Raw genomic sequence first — 16,329 nt, 5'->3', positions numbered from 1 at the left:
ATTCAAGGTTGATCGATCCTAGCATTGGTGGGGGCGATGTCGCATGTTGCGGCGCGAGGGGCACCTGCGGTCACAAGGCGCGGCGTGGCACTACGCGGGGGTTGGGTCGTTCGACAGGGCCGTCTGGGGCAACGTGGGCTGGGTGGCGTCTACGGTAACCGGTTCGTCGCTGCGGAGCAGTGCGTGGGCTTCGGCTTCACTGGCCACCGCCGGCGGCGAGCCGCGCAGCGGCAGGTTGGCGGTCTCGTTGACGAACAGCATGGTGACCAGGCCGATCACCGCCGCGCCCATCAGGTAGTAGGCCGGCACCAGCGGGTCGCCGGTGCGTTCGACCAGCCAGGCAGTGATCAGCGGCGTGGTGCCGCCGAACAGCGAGACCGAGACGTTGAAGGCGATCGACAGCGCGCTGTAGCGTACCGGGGTGTAGAACAGGGCCGGCAACGTGGAGGGCATCGAGCTGGTGAAACACACCAGCGCCAGGCCGAGCAGCATCAGGCCGAGGAAGATCAACCCGTCATGACCACTGCCAACCAGCAGCAGGCACGGAATGGCCAGCGCGAACAGCGCGATGCACGCACCGATGATCATCGGCCGGCGTCCCAGCCGATCACTGAACAACCCGCCCACCACGTTGAGCGGCATCATCACCAGCATCACGATGATGATCAGCAGCAGGCCCTTGCTCTCGGCATAGCCCATGGTCACGCTGAGGTAGCTGGGCATGTAGGTGAGCAGCATGTAGTCGGTGACGTTGAACACCAGCACCAGGCCCACGCACTTGAGCAGCTGCGGCCAATGCACGCGCAACAGCGCGCCCAGTCCCGGGCGCTCGTGGTCGCGCTTGTCGGCTTCTTCGGCATAGGCGCGGAATGCCGGGGTTTCTTCCAGCTTCATGCGCATGTACAGGCCCAACAGGCCCAGCGGGCCGGCGATCAGGAACGGCAGGCGCCAGCCCCAGTCCAGCATCTGCGTGCTGCTCAGTGCCATGTGCAGCACGGTCACGGTGGCCGCACCGGCGATGTAACCGCCCAGCGTGCCGAACTCCAGCCAACTGCCCATCAGGCCGCGGTTGCGGTCGGTGGAATACTCGGCGATGAAAGTAGCCGCACCGCCGTATTCACCCCCCGTGGAGAAACCCTGCACCAGCCGCGCCAGCAGCAACAATGCCGGTGCCCACATGCCGATGCTGCCGTAGGATGGAATCAGGCCGATGCTGAAGGTGCCCAGCGCCATCAGGATCATGGTGAATGCCAGTACTTTCTGACGGCCATAGCGATCGCCCAGCGGCCCGAACACCAGCCCGCCCAGCGGGCGGACCAGGAAGGCCACGGTGAAGGTGGCGAAGGTGGCAATCAGCTGCGCGGTGGGACTGCTGGCGGGAAAGAACACCTGGCCCAGGGTGACCGCCAGATAACCGTAGACGCCGAAATCAAACCATTCCATCGCATTGCCGAGCGCGGCGGCACCCACGGCCTTCTTGAGCATGGGGCGGTCGACCACGGTGACTTCATCGACCTTCATATGGCGGCGGCGCTTGAACCACCCGAAATGGGCGTGTGCGGCATGCAGTTCCTGCATCTGCTTTCTCCTGGAAGCAGGGTCACCAACGCACCCGAGGCCCCGCGCAACGCACAGGAAAAACCGCCTCCGGAAGAACGCGGCACGATGCGCGAAGAGGGGTAGCAACAGGCGTTCCCGGACGGCCGCGTGGTACACCACGGCGCTGCAGGAAGGATGACCGGGAGACGGGCAATGGCCCGAGGCAATGATCAAGCAATCATGTTACCACAGTGCGTGCACGCAGCCTTTATCGCACCTTCACATGTTGTTTGAACAGCTCGGTAACGCATGACCTGCGCCGAGATGCGAACCTGCCGCATCAGCCCAATCGTGTTACGCGCTCGCCTGTAGTTCCATCGCGCGCATCACGATGGGTTTGGCCCAATCCGGTGTCTGCAGCAGATCGATCACCGTCACCGGAAAGTGCAATCCCTCACGATCCAGCTGCAACAGCGGCAGTGGCGCCGCCCTGCCCTTTGCATCGGCGGGAGCGCTGTTGTCGTACACATGTAATTCGGCGAGGTATGGCAACAACCCGATCAGGTTTTCGCGCGCGGAATCGTAACGCGCGCGGATCTTGTCATGCGGAATATCGTGTCCGCCCTGGCTGACCCGGTCTGCCACGCGTTCGATGTGCAGCGCCACGCTGTGCAGGCCGCAGAACCAGATGGCTACTTCGTGGGTCTGGCAGGCATCGCGCAGCAGACGCGGAATGGTGTTGCCGCCGAGCGTGGTTTCAAACGCGAAATCGGTACCATCGGCCATCGCCTGGCGCAGCCGCCGCGCGCCTTCGCTCCATGCCGCGGCGTTGGCCTCGTCAAGCGGCCAGCCCTGTTCCACCAGGCGCCGGGTAAAACTGTCCGGGTTGAACCAGGTCAGCCCGGCTTCGCGCAGCCATGTGCCCAGCAGTGAACTCTTGCCGGCGCCATTGACGCCGGCCAACACCAGGATCCGCGCCACCGGTCAGAGCGACGGGCCAAGGGCGGTCTTGCGCCCACCGCGAATCGGCTGGCCCATCACTTTGCCCAGGCCGCCCTCGGTGTTGAGGCTGGCCAGGGTGGTATCGAACTCAGCGCGCAGGCGCTCCAGTTCCCCCTGGCGCGCGTCGTCCGGGTTGCCCGCCGCGCGGGCCAGCAGCTCCTGGTAGGCCTTGATGTCCACGATCACCGCTTCGGGGTGATTGTGGTTGGTGATGACCAGGGCCTGCTTTTCGCGCACGGTGCGCATCAGGCTCGGCCAGCCACGGGTCTTCACCGATGACGCAGTGGCCTTTTCCAGGCCGGGAACATCCAGGGGCAGGCTCATGACGGACATCCAACGGAGGGATGTGGCCACTATACCCCTTTTGGGTAAATTGGGAATAAAGGGATGTTTTTTATCCCGTCGCGGGCCAGGACTCCAGCAGCTGCCAACCCACGCCGGCTTCCACTTCGGCGCGGGTGGGCTCGGGAAACGGGTCAAAGGTACTCGCGCAGCCCCTGGCTCAGGCCGCCAGGGCGCGCTGGATATCGTCCAGCGTGGAATTGGTGAAGTCCTTGGCGATCTCTTTGAGCAACCGCTCCTGTACTTCCTTGTGCAGCTGCGGCCGGATATGGCCCAGCGTTTTCGGGTCGGCGATGAGGATCAGGTGCTTGTAGCGCTGCTTCAGGGCGTCGTCGTTCAACTGCTGCGCCAGCTGCCTGGCGAAGGTGGCTTCGTTGAGCTGGGAGGTGCTCATGTCCTTCGGCACCGACCCGGACGGACCCTGGCCCAGCAGGCCCTGGGCGCTGAAGTCCTCGACCTGCAGTTCCCCATGCTGTTTCAGCTGCAGCTTGCCGCGCTCGCCGACATTGGTGAACACGCGGGCCGAGCCGCCATCTGCGACGACGATGAGGGTACCTTCGGGGATCTGCATGGTGGACTCCTTGAATGAAAGCGGGCGATGTCCTGGCCTGCCCCCACCGTAGGCAACTGGATGTAAGCGCGGTGCATAGGCGCGTGCTCACCGTGTGTGGAACGGCATTCAGCGAGTCGATCCGTCATTCCAGTGTAAAATTCGCGGTTTTGACCGGAACCATGGCGAAAACGCAGCACCGCACGCCTGTCCCCGGCCCGCCCTTCATCCGGTTGCTGGCGGCGCTGGCCGACCGCAATGCCCCACGTACCGGGCCGGACCTGTCCGACCGGCTCAGCCAGTGGATCGACTGGACCCGCGCGGTCGCCCTGTCGGGGGCGCTCGATGGGCGGCTGCCGGCACCGGTCGACGCCGCGCCGGTCGCCGTGGATGCGCTGGCCAAGGAATGTGCGCGGGTACGCGCCACCCTGGTCGACAGCATCACCGCCCCGCCGGCGGCGGGCAAACCGGTCCCCACGGACCCCATTGCCTACCGCCAGCGCTGTCTCACCGTGCAGCGCGCCATGCTCACCGCCACCGGCCGCCTGCGTGGCCAGCTGCGCGACCGGCTCAGCGCTGAACCCGGCGAGCTGCCGCGCCTGGCCGAAGTGGATGCGGCCATGGAACAGGCGCTGAGCCCGCGCGAGCAGCAGTTGCTGGCCGGCGTGCCGGCCCTGCTCGGCGCCCATTTCGAGCGCCTTCGCGAAGACGCCGGCAGCGCCGAGGTCGATCCTGACAGCGGCTGGCTGCAGTTGTTCAGGAACGACATGCAGGCCGTACTGCTGGCCGAGCTTGATGTCCGTTTTCACCCCATCGAAGGCCTGCTTGCAGCGCTTCGCCCCCACTAACCGGGCTGTCATGTTCAGAACTCCTCTCTACCTCGTTGTTTTCCTCGCCGGCCTGCTGGCGGTGTGCTGGATCGGTGCCGGTTACGTGGGCACCAACCCGGTCGGCCTGGCCATGGCACTGGTCATTGCCGCCTGCTACGTGGCCGGTGCAGTGGAACTGCACCGCTACCGGCAGGCCACGGCCGGGCTGGCGCTGGCCGTGGACGCAGCGGCGACCGCGCCGGCCAGCCTGGGCGAGTGGCTGGAACGGGTGCCCGCTGGCCTGCGCAACGCGGTGCGCCTGCGCGTGGACGGCGAGCGCGTGGCGCTGCCGGCGCCGGTGCTGACCCCATACCTGGTTGGCCTGCTGGTGCTGCTGGGCATGCTCGGCACCCTGCTGGGCATGATGGCCACCCTGCGCGGCACCGGGCTGGCGCTGGGAAGCGCCACCGACCTGCAGGCCATCCGCAGCTCGCTGGGCGCGCCGGTGGAAGGCCTCGCCGTGGCGTTCGGCACCTCGATTGCCGGCGTGGCCACCTCGGCCATGCTGGGCCTGCTGTCGGCCCTGTGCCGGCGCGAGCGCCTGCTGGGCGTGCAGCACCTGGATACCCGCATCGCCACCACCCTGCACGTGCATTCGCAGGCCTGGCAGCGCGCCGAGGCATTCCGCCTGCTGCAGGCGCAGGCGGGATTGATGCCGGCGCTGGTGGACCGGCTGGAGGCGATGAGCGCAGCGATCGAGGCACAGAGCGACGCGGCCGGCGAACGCCTGGCGGCCAGCCAGGACACCTTCCATGCCCGCGCCGAGGCCGCCCACGAGCGCCTGGCCGGTACGGTGCAGGAGGCCCTGCAGGCCAGCGTCGCGCAGAGTGCGCGCGCGGTCGGCGAGGCGCTGCAGCCGATCATGGCCGACACCATGGCCGGCCTCACGCAGCAGACCACGGCCCTGCAGGGCACGGTTGGCGAGGCCGTGCGCGCGCAGCTCGATGGCCTGGCCAGCGGTTTCGAGGCCAGCCGCGCCGCCACCACCGAGACCTGGAACGCCGCGCTCAGCAGCCAGCGGCAGGCGCACGACACGCTTTCGAGCGAGCTTCGTTCGACCCTGGCCACACTCAGCCAACAGCATGACCAGCGTGCCGTGCAGCTGCTGGAAACCCTGGCGGCCCGCCTGGATGCCAGCGTGGAGGCATGGACCGACGCCCAGAACGAACAACAGCAGCGTCACGCGACGCTTACCACCGACCTGCGCACTACCTTTGATGCCTTCAGCAAGGCCCAGGGTGAACACAGCACCGGCCTGCTGGATGCGGTCGGCACGCGCCTGGAGGCTTGGGTCGATACGCTGGCAGACCGCATGGACACCAGTGCCAACACCCATGCCCAGGCATGGCGCGATGCGTTGCAGGGCCAGCAGTCCGTCAATGCCGAGCTGGCCGAGCGCAACCAGCAGGCGCTGGTGGCCGCCACCGCCAGCTTCGATGGTCATGCGCGTTCGCTGGTGGACGGCCTGCAGGCCTCGCACAGCGGGCTGCAGGACCGCCTGGAAGCCCGCGATGCGCAGCGCCTGGCCACCTGGAGCGATGCCTTCACGCAGTTGTCCGGACAGCTCGCCCAGCAGTGGGCGGACAACGGCGCCCAGGTCGCGGCCAGCCAGCAGGCGGTCTGCGAAACGCTGTCGCGCACCGCGCACGAGATCGGCACGCAGGCACAGGTGCATGCAGCCGAGACCATCAGCGAGATCTCGCGGCTGGTCACCTTGGCCTCGGAAGCACCGAAAGCCGCCGCCGAAGTGGTCGCCGAGCTGCGCCAGAAACTGTCCGACAGCATGGTCCGCGACACCGCCATGCTGGACGAACGCACCCGCCTGCTGGCCACGCTGGAAACCCTGCTGGATGCGGTCAACCACGCCTCCACCGAGCAGCGCACCGCCGTGGACGCGCTGGTCAGCACGTCGGCCGACCTGCTGGAACGTGTCGGCACGCAGTTCACCGACCACATTGCCGTCGAAACCGGCAAGCTCGATGGGGTGGCCGCGCAGCTCAGCGGCAGCGCGGTGGAAGTGGCCAGCCTGGCCGAAGCCTTCGGCACGGCGATGCAGAGCTTCGGCAGCGCCAGCACCGGGCTGGGCGAACAGCTGCAGCAGGTCGCCGGCGCGCTGGACGCCTCGATGACCCGCAGCGATGAGCAGTTGGCGTATTACGTTGCGCAGGCGCGTGAAGTGATCGACCTGAGCGTGCTGTCGCAGCAGCAGATCATCGAAGAACTGCAGCAGCTGGCCGGTCGTCGCCGCAGCGCCGGGACCGCCACCGCATGAGCGACGAGATCGAGCTGGAAGGCGAAACCGGTGCGCCGATCTGGGCCGCCTTCGGCGACCTGATGGCGGTGCTGTTGGGCGCGTTCGTGCTGATCCTGGTCGGCGTGGTGGCACTGCAGCTGGAACTGTCACACCGGCTGGATGAGGAAGTGGCGCAGCGCCAGGCCGAAGCCAAGCGTCGCCAGACCCTGGAACAGGCATTGGCCGGCCCGCTCGCCGCCGGCCGGGTGACGCTGGTGGATGGCCGTATCGGCATCCGTGGCAGCGTGTTGTTCGCGCTCAATTCCGACCAGCTGCAACCGGAAGGCCGCGAGCTGCTGCGCAGCCTGGCCGCGCCATTGACCGGCTACCTGGCCTCGCGCGAGGAAATCCTGATGGTCAGCGGTTTCACCGATGACCGCCCGGTGCGCGACAGCAACCGCCAGTTCGCCGACAACTGGGAACTGTCGGCCGAGCGCGCATTGACCGTGACCCGCACCCTGATCACCGAAGGCGTGCCGGCCGGCTCGGTGTTCGCCGCCGCGTTCGGTGCCGAACAACCGGTAGGGTCCAACGCCGACGAGGAAGGCCGCGCGCGCAACCGCCGTGTGGAGATGGCGCCGATTCCGCGACCGAAACCGACCGTGGCGGGCGATGGACGGTAACCGTACCGCCGTCAGCAACCGGCTCGCGCAGTGGCGCGGGCAGCAGCTGGATCGCCACGATCCGGTGCATTTCGCGTTCCTGGAAGCGCTGCATCGGCGTGCGCAGTCGGCCAGCGGTTCACTGCGACAGGTCCTGGACGCGCGCCTGGACGCGCTGCTGGACCGATACGCAGCGCGCTTGGCCGACGTGCCGGTTCCCACCGCAGGCACGGCGCAGGCTGGCAGCCCGGACACGCTGGCCGCGCTTGGCCAGCCGCGCATCACGCACAATCCCGACTACCCTGCACTGCCGGCGCTTGCCCGGTTCCGCAGCGCGTGGGCGGCGCTGCGCACCGCCGGCCAGGTACGGCAGACGCTGGCGCAGACACCGAGCGATGGCGGCCCGTTGAACTCCAGCGTGCTGGTGCACCGGGCGATCGGCTGGATGGGCGAGGTATCGCCTGCGTACCTGCAGCACTTCCTGGCCTACGTCGACAACCTGGCCTGGCTGGAACAGATGCAGCAGCGCGGCACCCTGCCCAGCCGCGACAGCGTGCCCGGCCGCGCACCGGCCAAGCCGCGCCGCAGCCGCACCGCGCGTTAGCCGCGCAGCGTTGCGCCGCCGTCCACGTACAGATCGCTCATCGCAATGTGGCCGGCCTGATCGGACAGCAGGAACATCACCGCCTGCGCGATGTCGTCCGGGCAGGCCAGTTTGCGTAATGGTATGCCGGCCTTGTAGGTCGCCGGGTTGCCATCGATGACGCGTTGCGCGCCGTCGCTGTCTGCCCACATGCCCGTCTGCATCGGGGTCAGTGTGGAGCCCGGTGCGACGATGTTGCAGCGGATGCCGTGCGGAGCCAGCTCCAGGCCCAGGCAACGGGTGAACATGGTTGCTGCCGCCTTGGACGCCGCATATGCAGCCATCCCATGGCGCGGCACTCCCGCTGCGTTGGAGCTCACCGTGACAATGGCACCCTGTCCGCGCGGGGTCATCACCCGCGCCAAGGCACGGCCAAGATGGAATACACCATCGGCGTTCACCGCGAACACACGGCGCCATTGCGCGTCGTCGATGCCAACCACCTCGCCGACCTGCAGCACGCCGGCCACGCTGATGCCGAACCCGATCGGGCCGAGGGCGGCTTCAGTCGCTTCGACCAGTGCCTCGACTGCCGCCGAATCGGTCACGTCCAGTGCGCGTGGGTGCAGTCGCGGATGAACCGCCAGCATGGGTACGGTCAGATCGGTGGCGACCACCACGCAGCCGCTGTCCAGCAGCTGCCGAACCAGCGCGGCACCGATACCGCCGCTGGCGCCGGTGACCAGCGCAAGCGTGTCGTTGAATCCAGTGAGTGTCATATCCTGTCCTTCGGTCAAAGGCCGTCCCAGTGCTGCAACCGTGCCGACAACCACGGCGCCAACTGCGCCACCGCGTCGCGACCGGTCAGCTCCGCATGCAGGAACGGCAGCGGCAGCGATTCGATCCGCGTCGCGTACGCTTGCCATAGTGCCGATTGCAGGTGTGGCCGTTGGGCATGGTCGTTGCCGGCGCGCACGTGCACCAGACTGCCGTTGAATCGGCGATGGTGATGCTCGCGAATCAACCGGTTGGTGCCGGTCACTGCACGGACCACGCCGTCGAGCACATGCTCCGGCAGGTTGCCAAGCGCGCTGTCGCCACGGCGCAGGAACGCCACGATCCGCTCGCGGCTGTCCAGTTCAGGGTGTCGTTCCGGGTCATGCCCGGCAATGGCCAGCAGCGCACGCAACGCCGCCACCGGGTCCGGGTCCGGCTCCGGCTCGGCCCGCCAGCATTCGCTGGGATAGGCATCGAGCAGGACCAGCGCGCCGACCTCCCGCTGCTGCGCCTGCAGTTGCACGGCGATGGCCTGGGCGATGATGCCGCCCACCGACCAGCCCAGCAGGTGCACCGGGCCGCGCGGGTGCAGCGCGACGATGCGGGTGGCGTAGTCCGCCGCCAGCGCTTGGATCCCGGCGGGCAATGGCTGCGTTGGATCCAGCGCCGGCGACTGCAGACCATGCACATCGCGGGCCGGGTGCAGCGCACGCGCCAGTTCGCGGTAGCTCCAGGCGATACCGCCAGCCGGGTGGATCACAAACAGCGGCACCCTGCCCGGCTCGCCGTGCGCCAGTGTGATCACCGGCGCCAGGCCGTGGTCGCTGTCCTGCACCGGTGCATCCAGTCGTGCCGCCAACCCAGCCACTGTTGGCGTGGCGAACACGGCCCCCAACCCCGGATCACACTGCCACTGCTGCTGAATCCCCAGCAGCAGGTGGACTGCCGAAAGCGAGTCGCCGCCAAGCGCGAAGAAATCCGCGTCGGCCGATGGCGCAGCGGCAAGGCCGAGTACCTGCTGGAACAGCGTGGCAAGCGTCCGTTCGGTGGGCGTTGCCGCGCTGCGGCCAGCCGCCCCGGTGTCAGGCAATGGCAGCGCGGCGCGGTCGAGCTTGCCGTTGGCGGTCACTGGCCAGGCCTGCACGATGACGAGGGCCGCCGGCACCATGTATTCCGGCAGCTGCGTGCCGAGCCCGCGGCGCAGGTGGGTCGGATCAAGTGCATCGCCGGACACGTAGCCGACCAGCCGTACCGGCATGCCCGGGTCCTGGTCGCGCAGCAGTACCTCCGCCCGCGCCACACCGGGCATGCTCCGCAACGCCGCCTCGATCTCACCCAGCTCGATGCGCAGGCCGCGCAGCTTGACCTGATGGTCGCTGCGCCCGAGATACTCCAGCGCTCCATCGTCGCGCCAGCGTGCCCGGTCACCGGTCCGGTACAAACGGCCTCCCGGTACATGCGGATCGTCGAGGAAACGTTCTGCGGTGAGATCCTCGCGCCCCAGGTAACCACGCGCCAGCTGCACGCCGCCGAGATACAGGTCGCCGGGCACGCCAGGAGGAAGTACCCGCAGCTGTGCATCGAGTACATACAGTCGCGTGTTCCAGACCGGGTAGCCGATCGGCACCGGGTCTGAACTGTCGTCACCGGCAGCCGGCCAGTAGCTGACATCCACCGCCGCTTCAGTGGGCCCGTAAAGATTGTGCAGCTCCGCATCGACGCGCGCGTGGAAGCGGTGGCGCAACCCGGCGTCCAGCGCTTCGCCACTGGTGAACACCTGCTGCAGTGCCAGTGCGCCCAGATCAGGCACTGCCAGCCAGGCATCCAGCATGGAAGGCACGAAATGCAGGGTGGTGATCCGCTCGGCCACGAGCAGGCCGGTCAGCGCCTGCGGATCCCGGTGCAGGCCGGGCGATGCGATCACCAGCACAGCCCCACTCAGCAGCGGCAGGAAGAACTCCCAGACCGAGACATCGAAGGTGGCCGGCGTCTTCTGCAGGATGCGTGCGTCCGGCCCGATCCTGTAATGGCTGCGCATCCACTCCAGCCGGTTGACGATGGCGCGGTGTTCCACCAGCACGCCTTTGGGTTCGCCGGTGGAACCGGAGGTGTAGATCACGTAGGCGGCGTCGCCGGGCTGCACGGTATCGGGCAATGCGGCGTCGCTGCTGGTTTTCCACTGCGAAGGAGGGAGCACCGGTGCTCCCTCGAACCGCAGCGCATCGTCGGCTTCAGCCAGCACGCACTGCGGTTGCGCCGAGGCCAGTATCCTCTGCAGGCGCGCATCCGGGTGGTCCAGGTCCACCGGCAGGTATGCGCCCCCTGCGCGCACCACCGCCACCAGCGCGATCGCCAGCGACAATGAGCGCGGCAACGCCACCATCACGCGCGACTCGCGGGTGACGCCCATCGCCTGCAACTGCAGCGCCAGCGCCCGGCTGCGTTGTTCCAGTGCGGCATAGCTCAGCGCCTCGCCTTCGAACACCAGCGCGGTCGCCTGGGGCGATGCTGCCATGCGCGCGCCCAGCAATGCCGCCAGCGACACGTCCGGCATCGCATGCGCTGTGGAATTCACCGTGTGCAGCCAACGATGCTGCTCTTCGGGAGTACACAGGGCAATCTCGTCCAAGCGCCCGGCGCGCGCCTGCACGTGCAACGCCGCCGACACGAAATGCAGCAGTCGCCGTGCATGCGCCTGCACCGAACGCGGTGTGTGCCGCTGCTGATTGGCTTCGATCTCCAGTGCCAACGACGAAATCGCATCGCCACGGAAGCCGAAGGTGATGTCATCCACTGGCCCGGTGCACAGCACCTCCAGCCGCGCCGCGACTCCCCGCCACGGCAGCGGCCGGTAGAACGGCTGCACATTCACCAGCGGTCCGTGCAATCGATGCTGCAGGCCGCTCCAGCCCAGGTCGCGGCGCATCTGTTCGCCCCGGTAGCGCCCGTGCCGGCGCCCGCGCACCAGCGCGTGCGCGATATCACGGACCCATGCATCCACGCTGGCGCCAGCGGCTGCGGCTGCGCGCAACGGCAGTACGTTCATGACCATGGCCGGCACCCGTGCCGACGCGCTGCCCAGCCGCCCCATGTAGGGCACCCCGACGGTTACTTCATCACTGGCCGTTACACGCCGGCAGTACTCGGCCGTCAACGCAGTAAGCAGGTCCGGCCACGGCTGCCCAACGGACTGTGCCGCCGCCAGCAGACGCTCGCGCAGCGGTGCGTCGATGGCCTCGGTCAGGCGCAGCGCATCGGCGCCGGCCGCTGCGGCACCCCCGCCCAGACCCTCGGCCGGGGCCGCACCCTGCAGGTACGCCTGCCAGTAGCCGGCATCGGCCACCCGGCGCTCGCACCCGCGCTGGCGGTACTGCGCGTCCTCCTCCAGCACCGGCTGCAATGGCTGCAGTACATCGGTGGCGTCCCCGACGTACAGCGCGCAGACACGGGCGCTGAACAGCGCCATGCCGTAACCGTCCGTGGCCAGGTGGTGCACCCGCAGGTACCACGCGAACCGTTGCGGCCCGAGCACGAAGAGCCGCTGTCGGGCCAGCCGGTCGCGGCCGGGATCGACGGGCTGCAGTCGATCGGCCTGCATGGCGTCGCGCGCCAATTGCATCGGGTCGCGCTGCGCCGACAGATCCACCACCTGCACGCACGGGAGGTGCGCGGGATCGAACCATTGCTCTGCCGTGCCCGCTTCGTTTTCCGCAACTCGCAGGCACAGGGCGTCGGCTTCGGCGGCTGCCGCATCGGCAGCTGCGCTGAAGCGCGCCACGTCCAGCGGTCCCTCGAACCACACCACATGCGCGGTGTTGAACGCCGCTGGCGCAGCCGACAAACGCTGTGCGTACCACAGCCCGGTCTGCGCCTCACTCAGCGCACGTCGTTCCAGGCCGGCGCCCGCCTCGCTGTCCCGCTGCGCGCTCATGCCCCGGCGCTGGCGCTGGCCTGCAACTGCCGCACCACCTGCCACCAGCCGGCCAGCGTGGTGTGTTCGGCCAGGTGGCCGAACTCCAGTGCGATGCCGGTGTTGCTCCAGGCCAGTACCAGCCCGAGCACACGCATGGAATCCAGCCCGAGGTCCATCAGGTGGTCGTCATCGCCGACCGCGTCGGGCGATTCGCCGAGCATGCCGGCCACATCGGTGCGCATGCGTTCAAGGGTCAGTGGCGCGGTGGCCGTGATGTCGCTCATGCCAAGCGCTCCAGCAGCTGGTGGGTGGTCATCGGGACGCCGCAGGTGCGGGCGATCCAGTGCAGCGCGTGGTCATGGTCCGCCCGCGAGAAGTCGGCCACCGCATCGGCGGCGATGAATGCTTCGATATCACGCTGGAACGCTTCAACCACGGTGGCGGTGCAGCCGATGTGCGCATACACGCCGGTCACCAGCAGCTGGTCGCGCCCGCGTGCGCGCATCATCGTTTCCAGGTTGCTGCGCTGGAAAGCGCTGTAGCGGTGCTTCACCAGGACATGATCGCCATCGGCAGGGGCCAGCACGTCGATGATCGCTTCGTGTTCGCCGATTGCCCTCATGCCAGGGCCCCACAGATCGGCCTGCAGGCCACGATCACCGCGATCCTGGTTGCCGCGCTGGGCGGTGTAGAACACCGGAATGCCCTGCGCGCGGCAGTACGCGATCAGGCGGGCGATGTTGGCCACTGCCGGCGCCAGCGGCGCGACGTCGGTGCCGAACGCGGCCAGGAAGTACCGCTGCATGTCATGCACCAGCAGTGCGATGCGCCCGGCCTGTGGCTGCCACGGCCCGCGCGGTGACGGCAGTTCGGCTGCGGTGGGAAGTTCATAGGCTGGAATGGTGGGCAGCGCCATCAGCGCGTTTCTCCAGTCTGTTCGATATGGCGCGCGCGCAGCTGCGCACGCAGTTCGCGGCGGCTGACCTTGCCCACCGCCGTGGTGCCGAAGGCCTCCACGAACACCACCTGGTCCGGCACCTTGAAGGCGGCCAGGCCGCGGCTGCGTACCCACGCTTTCAGGCTGGTTGCCGTAGGGCGGTCACCGCGTGCGATCACGAAGGCGCAACTGCGCTCGCCCAGATACGGATCCGGCATGGACACGACCGCCGCGTCGAACACGCCGGCGTGGGCCAGCAGGTGGTCTTCGATTTCCTCGGCGGAGATCTTCTCGCCCGCACGGTTGATGTGGTCGCCGGCACGGCCCTGCACCACCAGGTATCCACCCGGCAGCTGCTGGACCATGTCGCCGGTGCGGTAGAACCCGTCCTCGGTGAAGGATCGGGCGTTGGCGCCGGGGTCGTTGTGGTAACTGCGGATCGTGTAGGGGCCGCGGGTGAGCAGATGACCCACCACGCCCGGCGCGACCGGATTGCCGTGATCATCGACCACCAGCACCTCGTCGTCGGGCGAGATCGGACGGCCCTGGGTGGTGAGCACGCACTCCAGGGAGTCGTGCAGGCGGGTGTAGTTGACCAGCCCTTCGGCCATGCCGAACACCTGCTGCAGCCGGCAACCCAGACCGTCGATGACCCGGCGTGCGGCTTCGGGCACCAGCTTGGCCCCGCCGACCTGCAGCACCTGCAGGCTGGACAGGTCATGCGCGGTAGTGGCCGCCGCCTGTGCCCACAGCAGCGCCAACGGCGGCACCAGCCCCACGCAGGTCACCCGCTCACGCGCAATGAGCGGGAACGCGGTGTCCGGGCCGGCCCCGGGGCCGAGCACCACCCGTGCGCCGGCGTAGAGCGCACCGAAGAAACCCGGCGAACTCATCGGGAAATTGTGTGCCGCCGGCAGCGCCACCAGGTACACGCTGTCGCGACCAATGTCGCAGATCGCATTGCTGGCACGGAAGGAATACAGATAATCGTCGTGGGTGCGCGGGATCAGCTTGGACAAGCCGGTGCTGCCACCGGAGAGCTGCAGGAACGCGACCGACTGCGGGTCAGGATCCGGCGGCAGCGCTTCGACGTCCCCCGCCAGGCCGGCAACGGAGATGAACTCCGCCGCGTCGCCAACGATCAGCACATGGCACAACGCGGGGATGGACGCCTGCAGCTCACGCGCCAGCGTCCGGTAATCGAAACCCTCGTAGGCGGATGCGGCGATGTACGCGCTGGCTTCGGCCGTGCGCACGACGTGGGAAACCTCGGTGAAGCGATGGGCCGGCAGCGCGTACACCGGGATCAGCCCGGCGCGGAACAACCCGCAGACCACGCCGACAAACTCCACCGTGTTGCCCAGCTGCACCACCACCCGGTCACCCGGCAGCAGTCCACCCGCCAGCAACCCCGCACCAATGCGCCCTGCTTCGCGCCACAGCTGCGCATAGGTCAGCCGGGTCTGGCCGCCGACCACGGCCACGTCGTCGGCGAACTGCGCCGCGCGTTCGCGCAGGAAACCGGGAAATGTCTCGCCACGCCAGTAGCCGGCGGCACGGTAGCGCGCGACCAGCGCCGGTGGCCAGGCCTGGCGCAACGGCATGCGCGCCGGGGAAACGACTGAACTCATCAGGTGCTCGCTCCTTCAAGGTGCGGGGCGGCGTCCGCGCCAAGCGCGGCCAACAACGCCCCGAATTTCGCCCCGGTTTCGGCCACTTCCGAGGCCGGGTCAGATCCCGCCACGATCCCGGCACCCGCATGGATCCGGGCCTGGTTGCCCTGCACGCGCGCGCAGCGGATCGCCACGTACCAGTCGCCATCACCGTGTGCATCCATCCAGCCAACCGCGCCGGCATAGAAGTCGCGCTGCACCGGCTCCAGGGCACGGATGGTGTCCAGCGCCAAGGCAGTAGGCGTGCCGCACACCGCCGGGGTGGGATGCAACGCGGCCAGCAGCGTGGCGACCGACGGGAACGGTTCGCGCAGGGTCGCTTCAATGCGCGTGCCCAGGTGCCACAGCGTGGCGGTGGCATGCAGGGTCGGCTGCGGTGCGGCGTCGATCACCTCGCAATAGGGGCGCAGCGCCGCCACAATCGCGTCCACCACGTAACGGTGCTCGTCATGGTCCTTGGCCGAGGCCAGCAGATCGCGGGCGGCCTGCGCATCCTCTTCCGGATCGGCGCGGCGACGGGCCGAGCCGGCCAGCGGGTGCGACAACACCTGCCGGCCACGGCGCGACACCAGCCGCTCGGGACTTGCACCGACCAGCCACGCCGGCACCTCTTCGGACGCCACCGGCAGCGGGGACAGATACGTGATCGCTTCGGGATCCTGGCCAAGCCGCGCCACCAACGCGCGCGGATCGATCGGCGTGTGCCCCTGCACGTGCAACGTGCGCGACAGCACCACCTTCTTCAGTGCCGCGTTGCCGTCCCCCAGGCGCATCAAAGCATCACGGACCGAATCGGCAAACTGCGCGGCACTGGGTTCAGCGTGGATGTCGCCGCTGAACGGCAGCGCTGCGCTCACCGCTTCCGCCGCGCCCTGTGCCAGCCACTGCGGCTGATACAGCGCGTCATCAGCGTCCGGGTCGAACGGCAGCACCCCTACCAGCAGCGCCGGTGCGCTGCGTTCGCGCGCGAAGAAGGCCTGCACCCGCGCGTCCAGCGTCGATGTGCCACCGGCCGGCAGCGTGGCATGGCAACCACGCGCATCCAGCGTTCGCTCGGGCAGGCGCAACACGAACTGGGCGGTTGCATCCAACGCCGGCCCGGCCGTCAGCGCCGGCAGGCGCGCGCGCGGGTCGTACCAGGCCAGGGGAGTTGAACGCATGGATCACCACGACCGATCAGGAATGAACACGCACCGCGCGGGGCGGGCGTTCGATTGATTCGGCTTCGTCGGTTCAAGGACCGGCGTGG

At 68.4% G+C, this 16,329-nt stretch carries 14 protein-coding genes; 4 read left to right on the top strand and 10 right to left on the bottom strand.

Annotation, left to right across the window (positions count from 1 at the left end):
• Positions 1-90 precede the first annotated feature (90 nt).
• The 4 genes from proP to WIX41_RS16965 form a co-directional block, all read right to left on the bottom strand.
• On the bottom strand, positions 91-1,578 hold the full coding sequence (gene proP / locus WIX41_RS16980; protein WP_339449657.1) for a glycine betaine/L-proline transporter ProP: 1,488 nt from the start codon (positions 1,576-1,578) through the stop codon (positions 91-93).
• Between the two features lie 315 nt (positions 1,579-1,893).
• Positions 1,894-2,520, bottom strand: coding sequence for a hypothetical protein (locus WIX41_RS16975; RefSeq protein WP_339449655.1), 627 nt, complete (start codon positions 2,518-2,520; stop codon positions 1,894-1,896).
• A 3-nt stretch (positions 2,521-2,523) separates the two neighbouring features.
• Positions 2,524-2,865: a type II toxin-antitoxin system prevent-host-death family antitoxin gene (locus tag WIX41_RS16970; protein WP_339449653.1), complete on the bottom strand. Its 342-nt coding sequence runs from the start codon at positions 2,863-2,865 to the stop codon at positions 2,524-2,526.
• A 178-nt stretch (positions 2,866-3,043) separates the two neighbouring features.
• Positions 3,044-3,454, bottom strand: coding sequence for a host attachment family protein (locus WIX41_RS16965; RefSeq protein WP_339449651.1), 411 nt, complete (start codon positions 3,452-3,454; stop codon positions 3,044-3,046).
• Between the two features lie 149 nt (positions 3,455-3,603).
• Here WIX41_RS16965 and WIX41_RS16960 point away from each other — a divergent pair, with 149 nt between their 5' ends.
• The 4 genes from WIX41_RS16960 to WIX41_RS16945 are packed head-to-tail and all read left to right on the top strand — an operon-like array spanning position 3,604 to position 7,801.
• A complete protein-coding gene (locus tag WIX41_RS16960) occupies positions 3,604-4,281 on the top strand; it encodes a DUF3348 domain-containing protein (protein ID WP_409187523.1) in 678 nt (225 codons plus the stop codon).
• Positions 4,282-4,291: 10 nt separating this feature from the next.
• Positions 4,292-6,574 (top strand): DUF802 domain-containing protein, encoded by a 2,283-nt coding sequence (locus tag WIX41_RS16955; RefSeq protein WP_339449647.1) that lies wholly within the window; start codon positions 4,292-4,294, stop codon positions 6,572-6,574.
• Complete coding sequence (locus tag WIX41_RS16950; protein ID WP_339449645.1) at positions 6,571-7,218, top strand: OmpA family protein; 648 nt, start codon at positions 6,571-6,573, stop codon at positions 7,216-7,218. Before WIX41_RS16955 ends, WIX41_RS16950 begins: the two co-directional genes overlap by 4 nt.
• The gene (locus WIX41_RS16945; RefSeq protein WP_339449643.1) at positions 7,208-7,801 is read left to right on the top strand and encodes a DUF2894 domain-containing protein; all 594 of its coding nucleotides are present in this window, start codon (positions 7,208-7,210) and stop codon (positions 7,799-7,801) included. The genes WIX41_RS16950 and WIX41_RS16945 overlap by 11 nt, the downstream gene beginning before the upstream one ends.
• Here the strand turns inward: WIX41_RS16945 and WIX41_RS16940 are convergent.
• The 6 genes from WIX41_RS16940 to WIX41_RS16915 are packed head-to-tail and all read right to left on the bottom strand — an operon-like array spanning position 7,798 to position 16,240.
• Entirely contained in the window at positions 7,798-8,559 is a 762-nt protein-coding gene (locus tag WIX41_RS16940; RefSeq protein WP_339449641.1) for a 2,3-dihydro-2,3-dihydroxybenzoate dehydrogenase, read from the bottom strand. The two genes, WIX41_RS16945 and WIX41_RS16940, sit on opposite strands and share 4 nt — an antisense overlap.
• A 14-nt stretch (positions 8,560-8,573) precedes the next feature.
• The gene (locus tag WIX41_RS16935; RefSeq protein ID WP_339449639.1) at positions 8,574-12,488 is read right to left on the bottom strand and encodes an amino acid adenylation domain-containing protein; all 3,915 of its coding nucleotides are present in this window, start codon (positions 12,486-12,488) and stop codon (positions 8,574-8,576) included.
• The gene (locus WIX41_RS16930; RefSeq protein WP_409187532.1) at positions 12,485-12,745 is read right to left on the bottom strand and encodes a phosphopantetheine-binding protein; all 261 of its coding nucleotides are present in this window, start codon (positions 12,743-12,745) and stop codon (positions 12,485-12,487) included. The genes WIX41_RS16935 and WIX41_RS16930 overlap by 4 nt, the downstream gene beginning before the upstream one ends.
• Before the next feature lie 5 nt (positions 12,746-12,750).
• A complete protein-coding gene (locus tag WIX41_RS16925) occupies positions 12,751-13,386 on the bottom strand; it encodes an isochorismatase family protein (RefSeq protein ID WP_339449635.1) in 636 nt (211 codons plus the stop codon).
• Positions 13,386-15,038, bottom strand: a complete 1,653-nt coding sequence (locus WIX41_RS16920; RefSeq protein WP_339449634.1) for a (2,3-dihydroxybenzoyl)adenylate synthase — start codon at positions 15,036-15,038, stop codon at positions 13,386-13,388. The genes WIX41_RS16925 and WIX41_RS16920 overlap by 1 nt, the downstream gene beginning before the upstream one ends.
• The gene (locus WIX41_RS16915; RefSeq protein ID WP_339449633.1) at positions 15,038-16,240 is read right to left on the bottom strand and encodes an isochorismate synthase; all 1,203 of its coding nucleotides are present in this window, start codon (positions 16,238-16,240) and stop codon (positions 15,038-15,040) included. Before WIX41_RS16915 ends, WIX41_RS16920 begins: the two co-directional genes overlap by 1 nt.
• Positions 16,241-16,329 lie beyond the last annotated feature (89 nt).

Origin of the sequence: Stenotrophomonas sp. AB1(2024) (assembly GCF_037482345.1) — a bacterium.
Classification (GTDB): Bacteria; Pseudomonadota; Gammaproteobacteria; order Xanthomonadales; family Xanthomonadaceae; genus Stenotrophomonas.
Note: the sequence above shows the minus strand (reverse complement) of the source record. Positions and strands in the feature narration are given on the sequence as shown.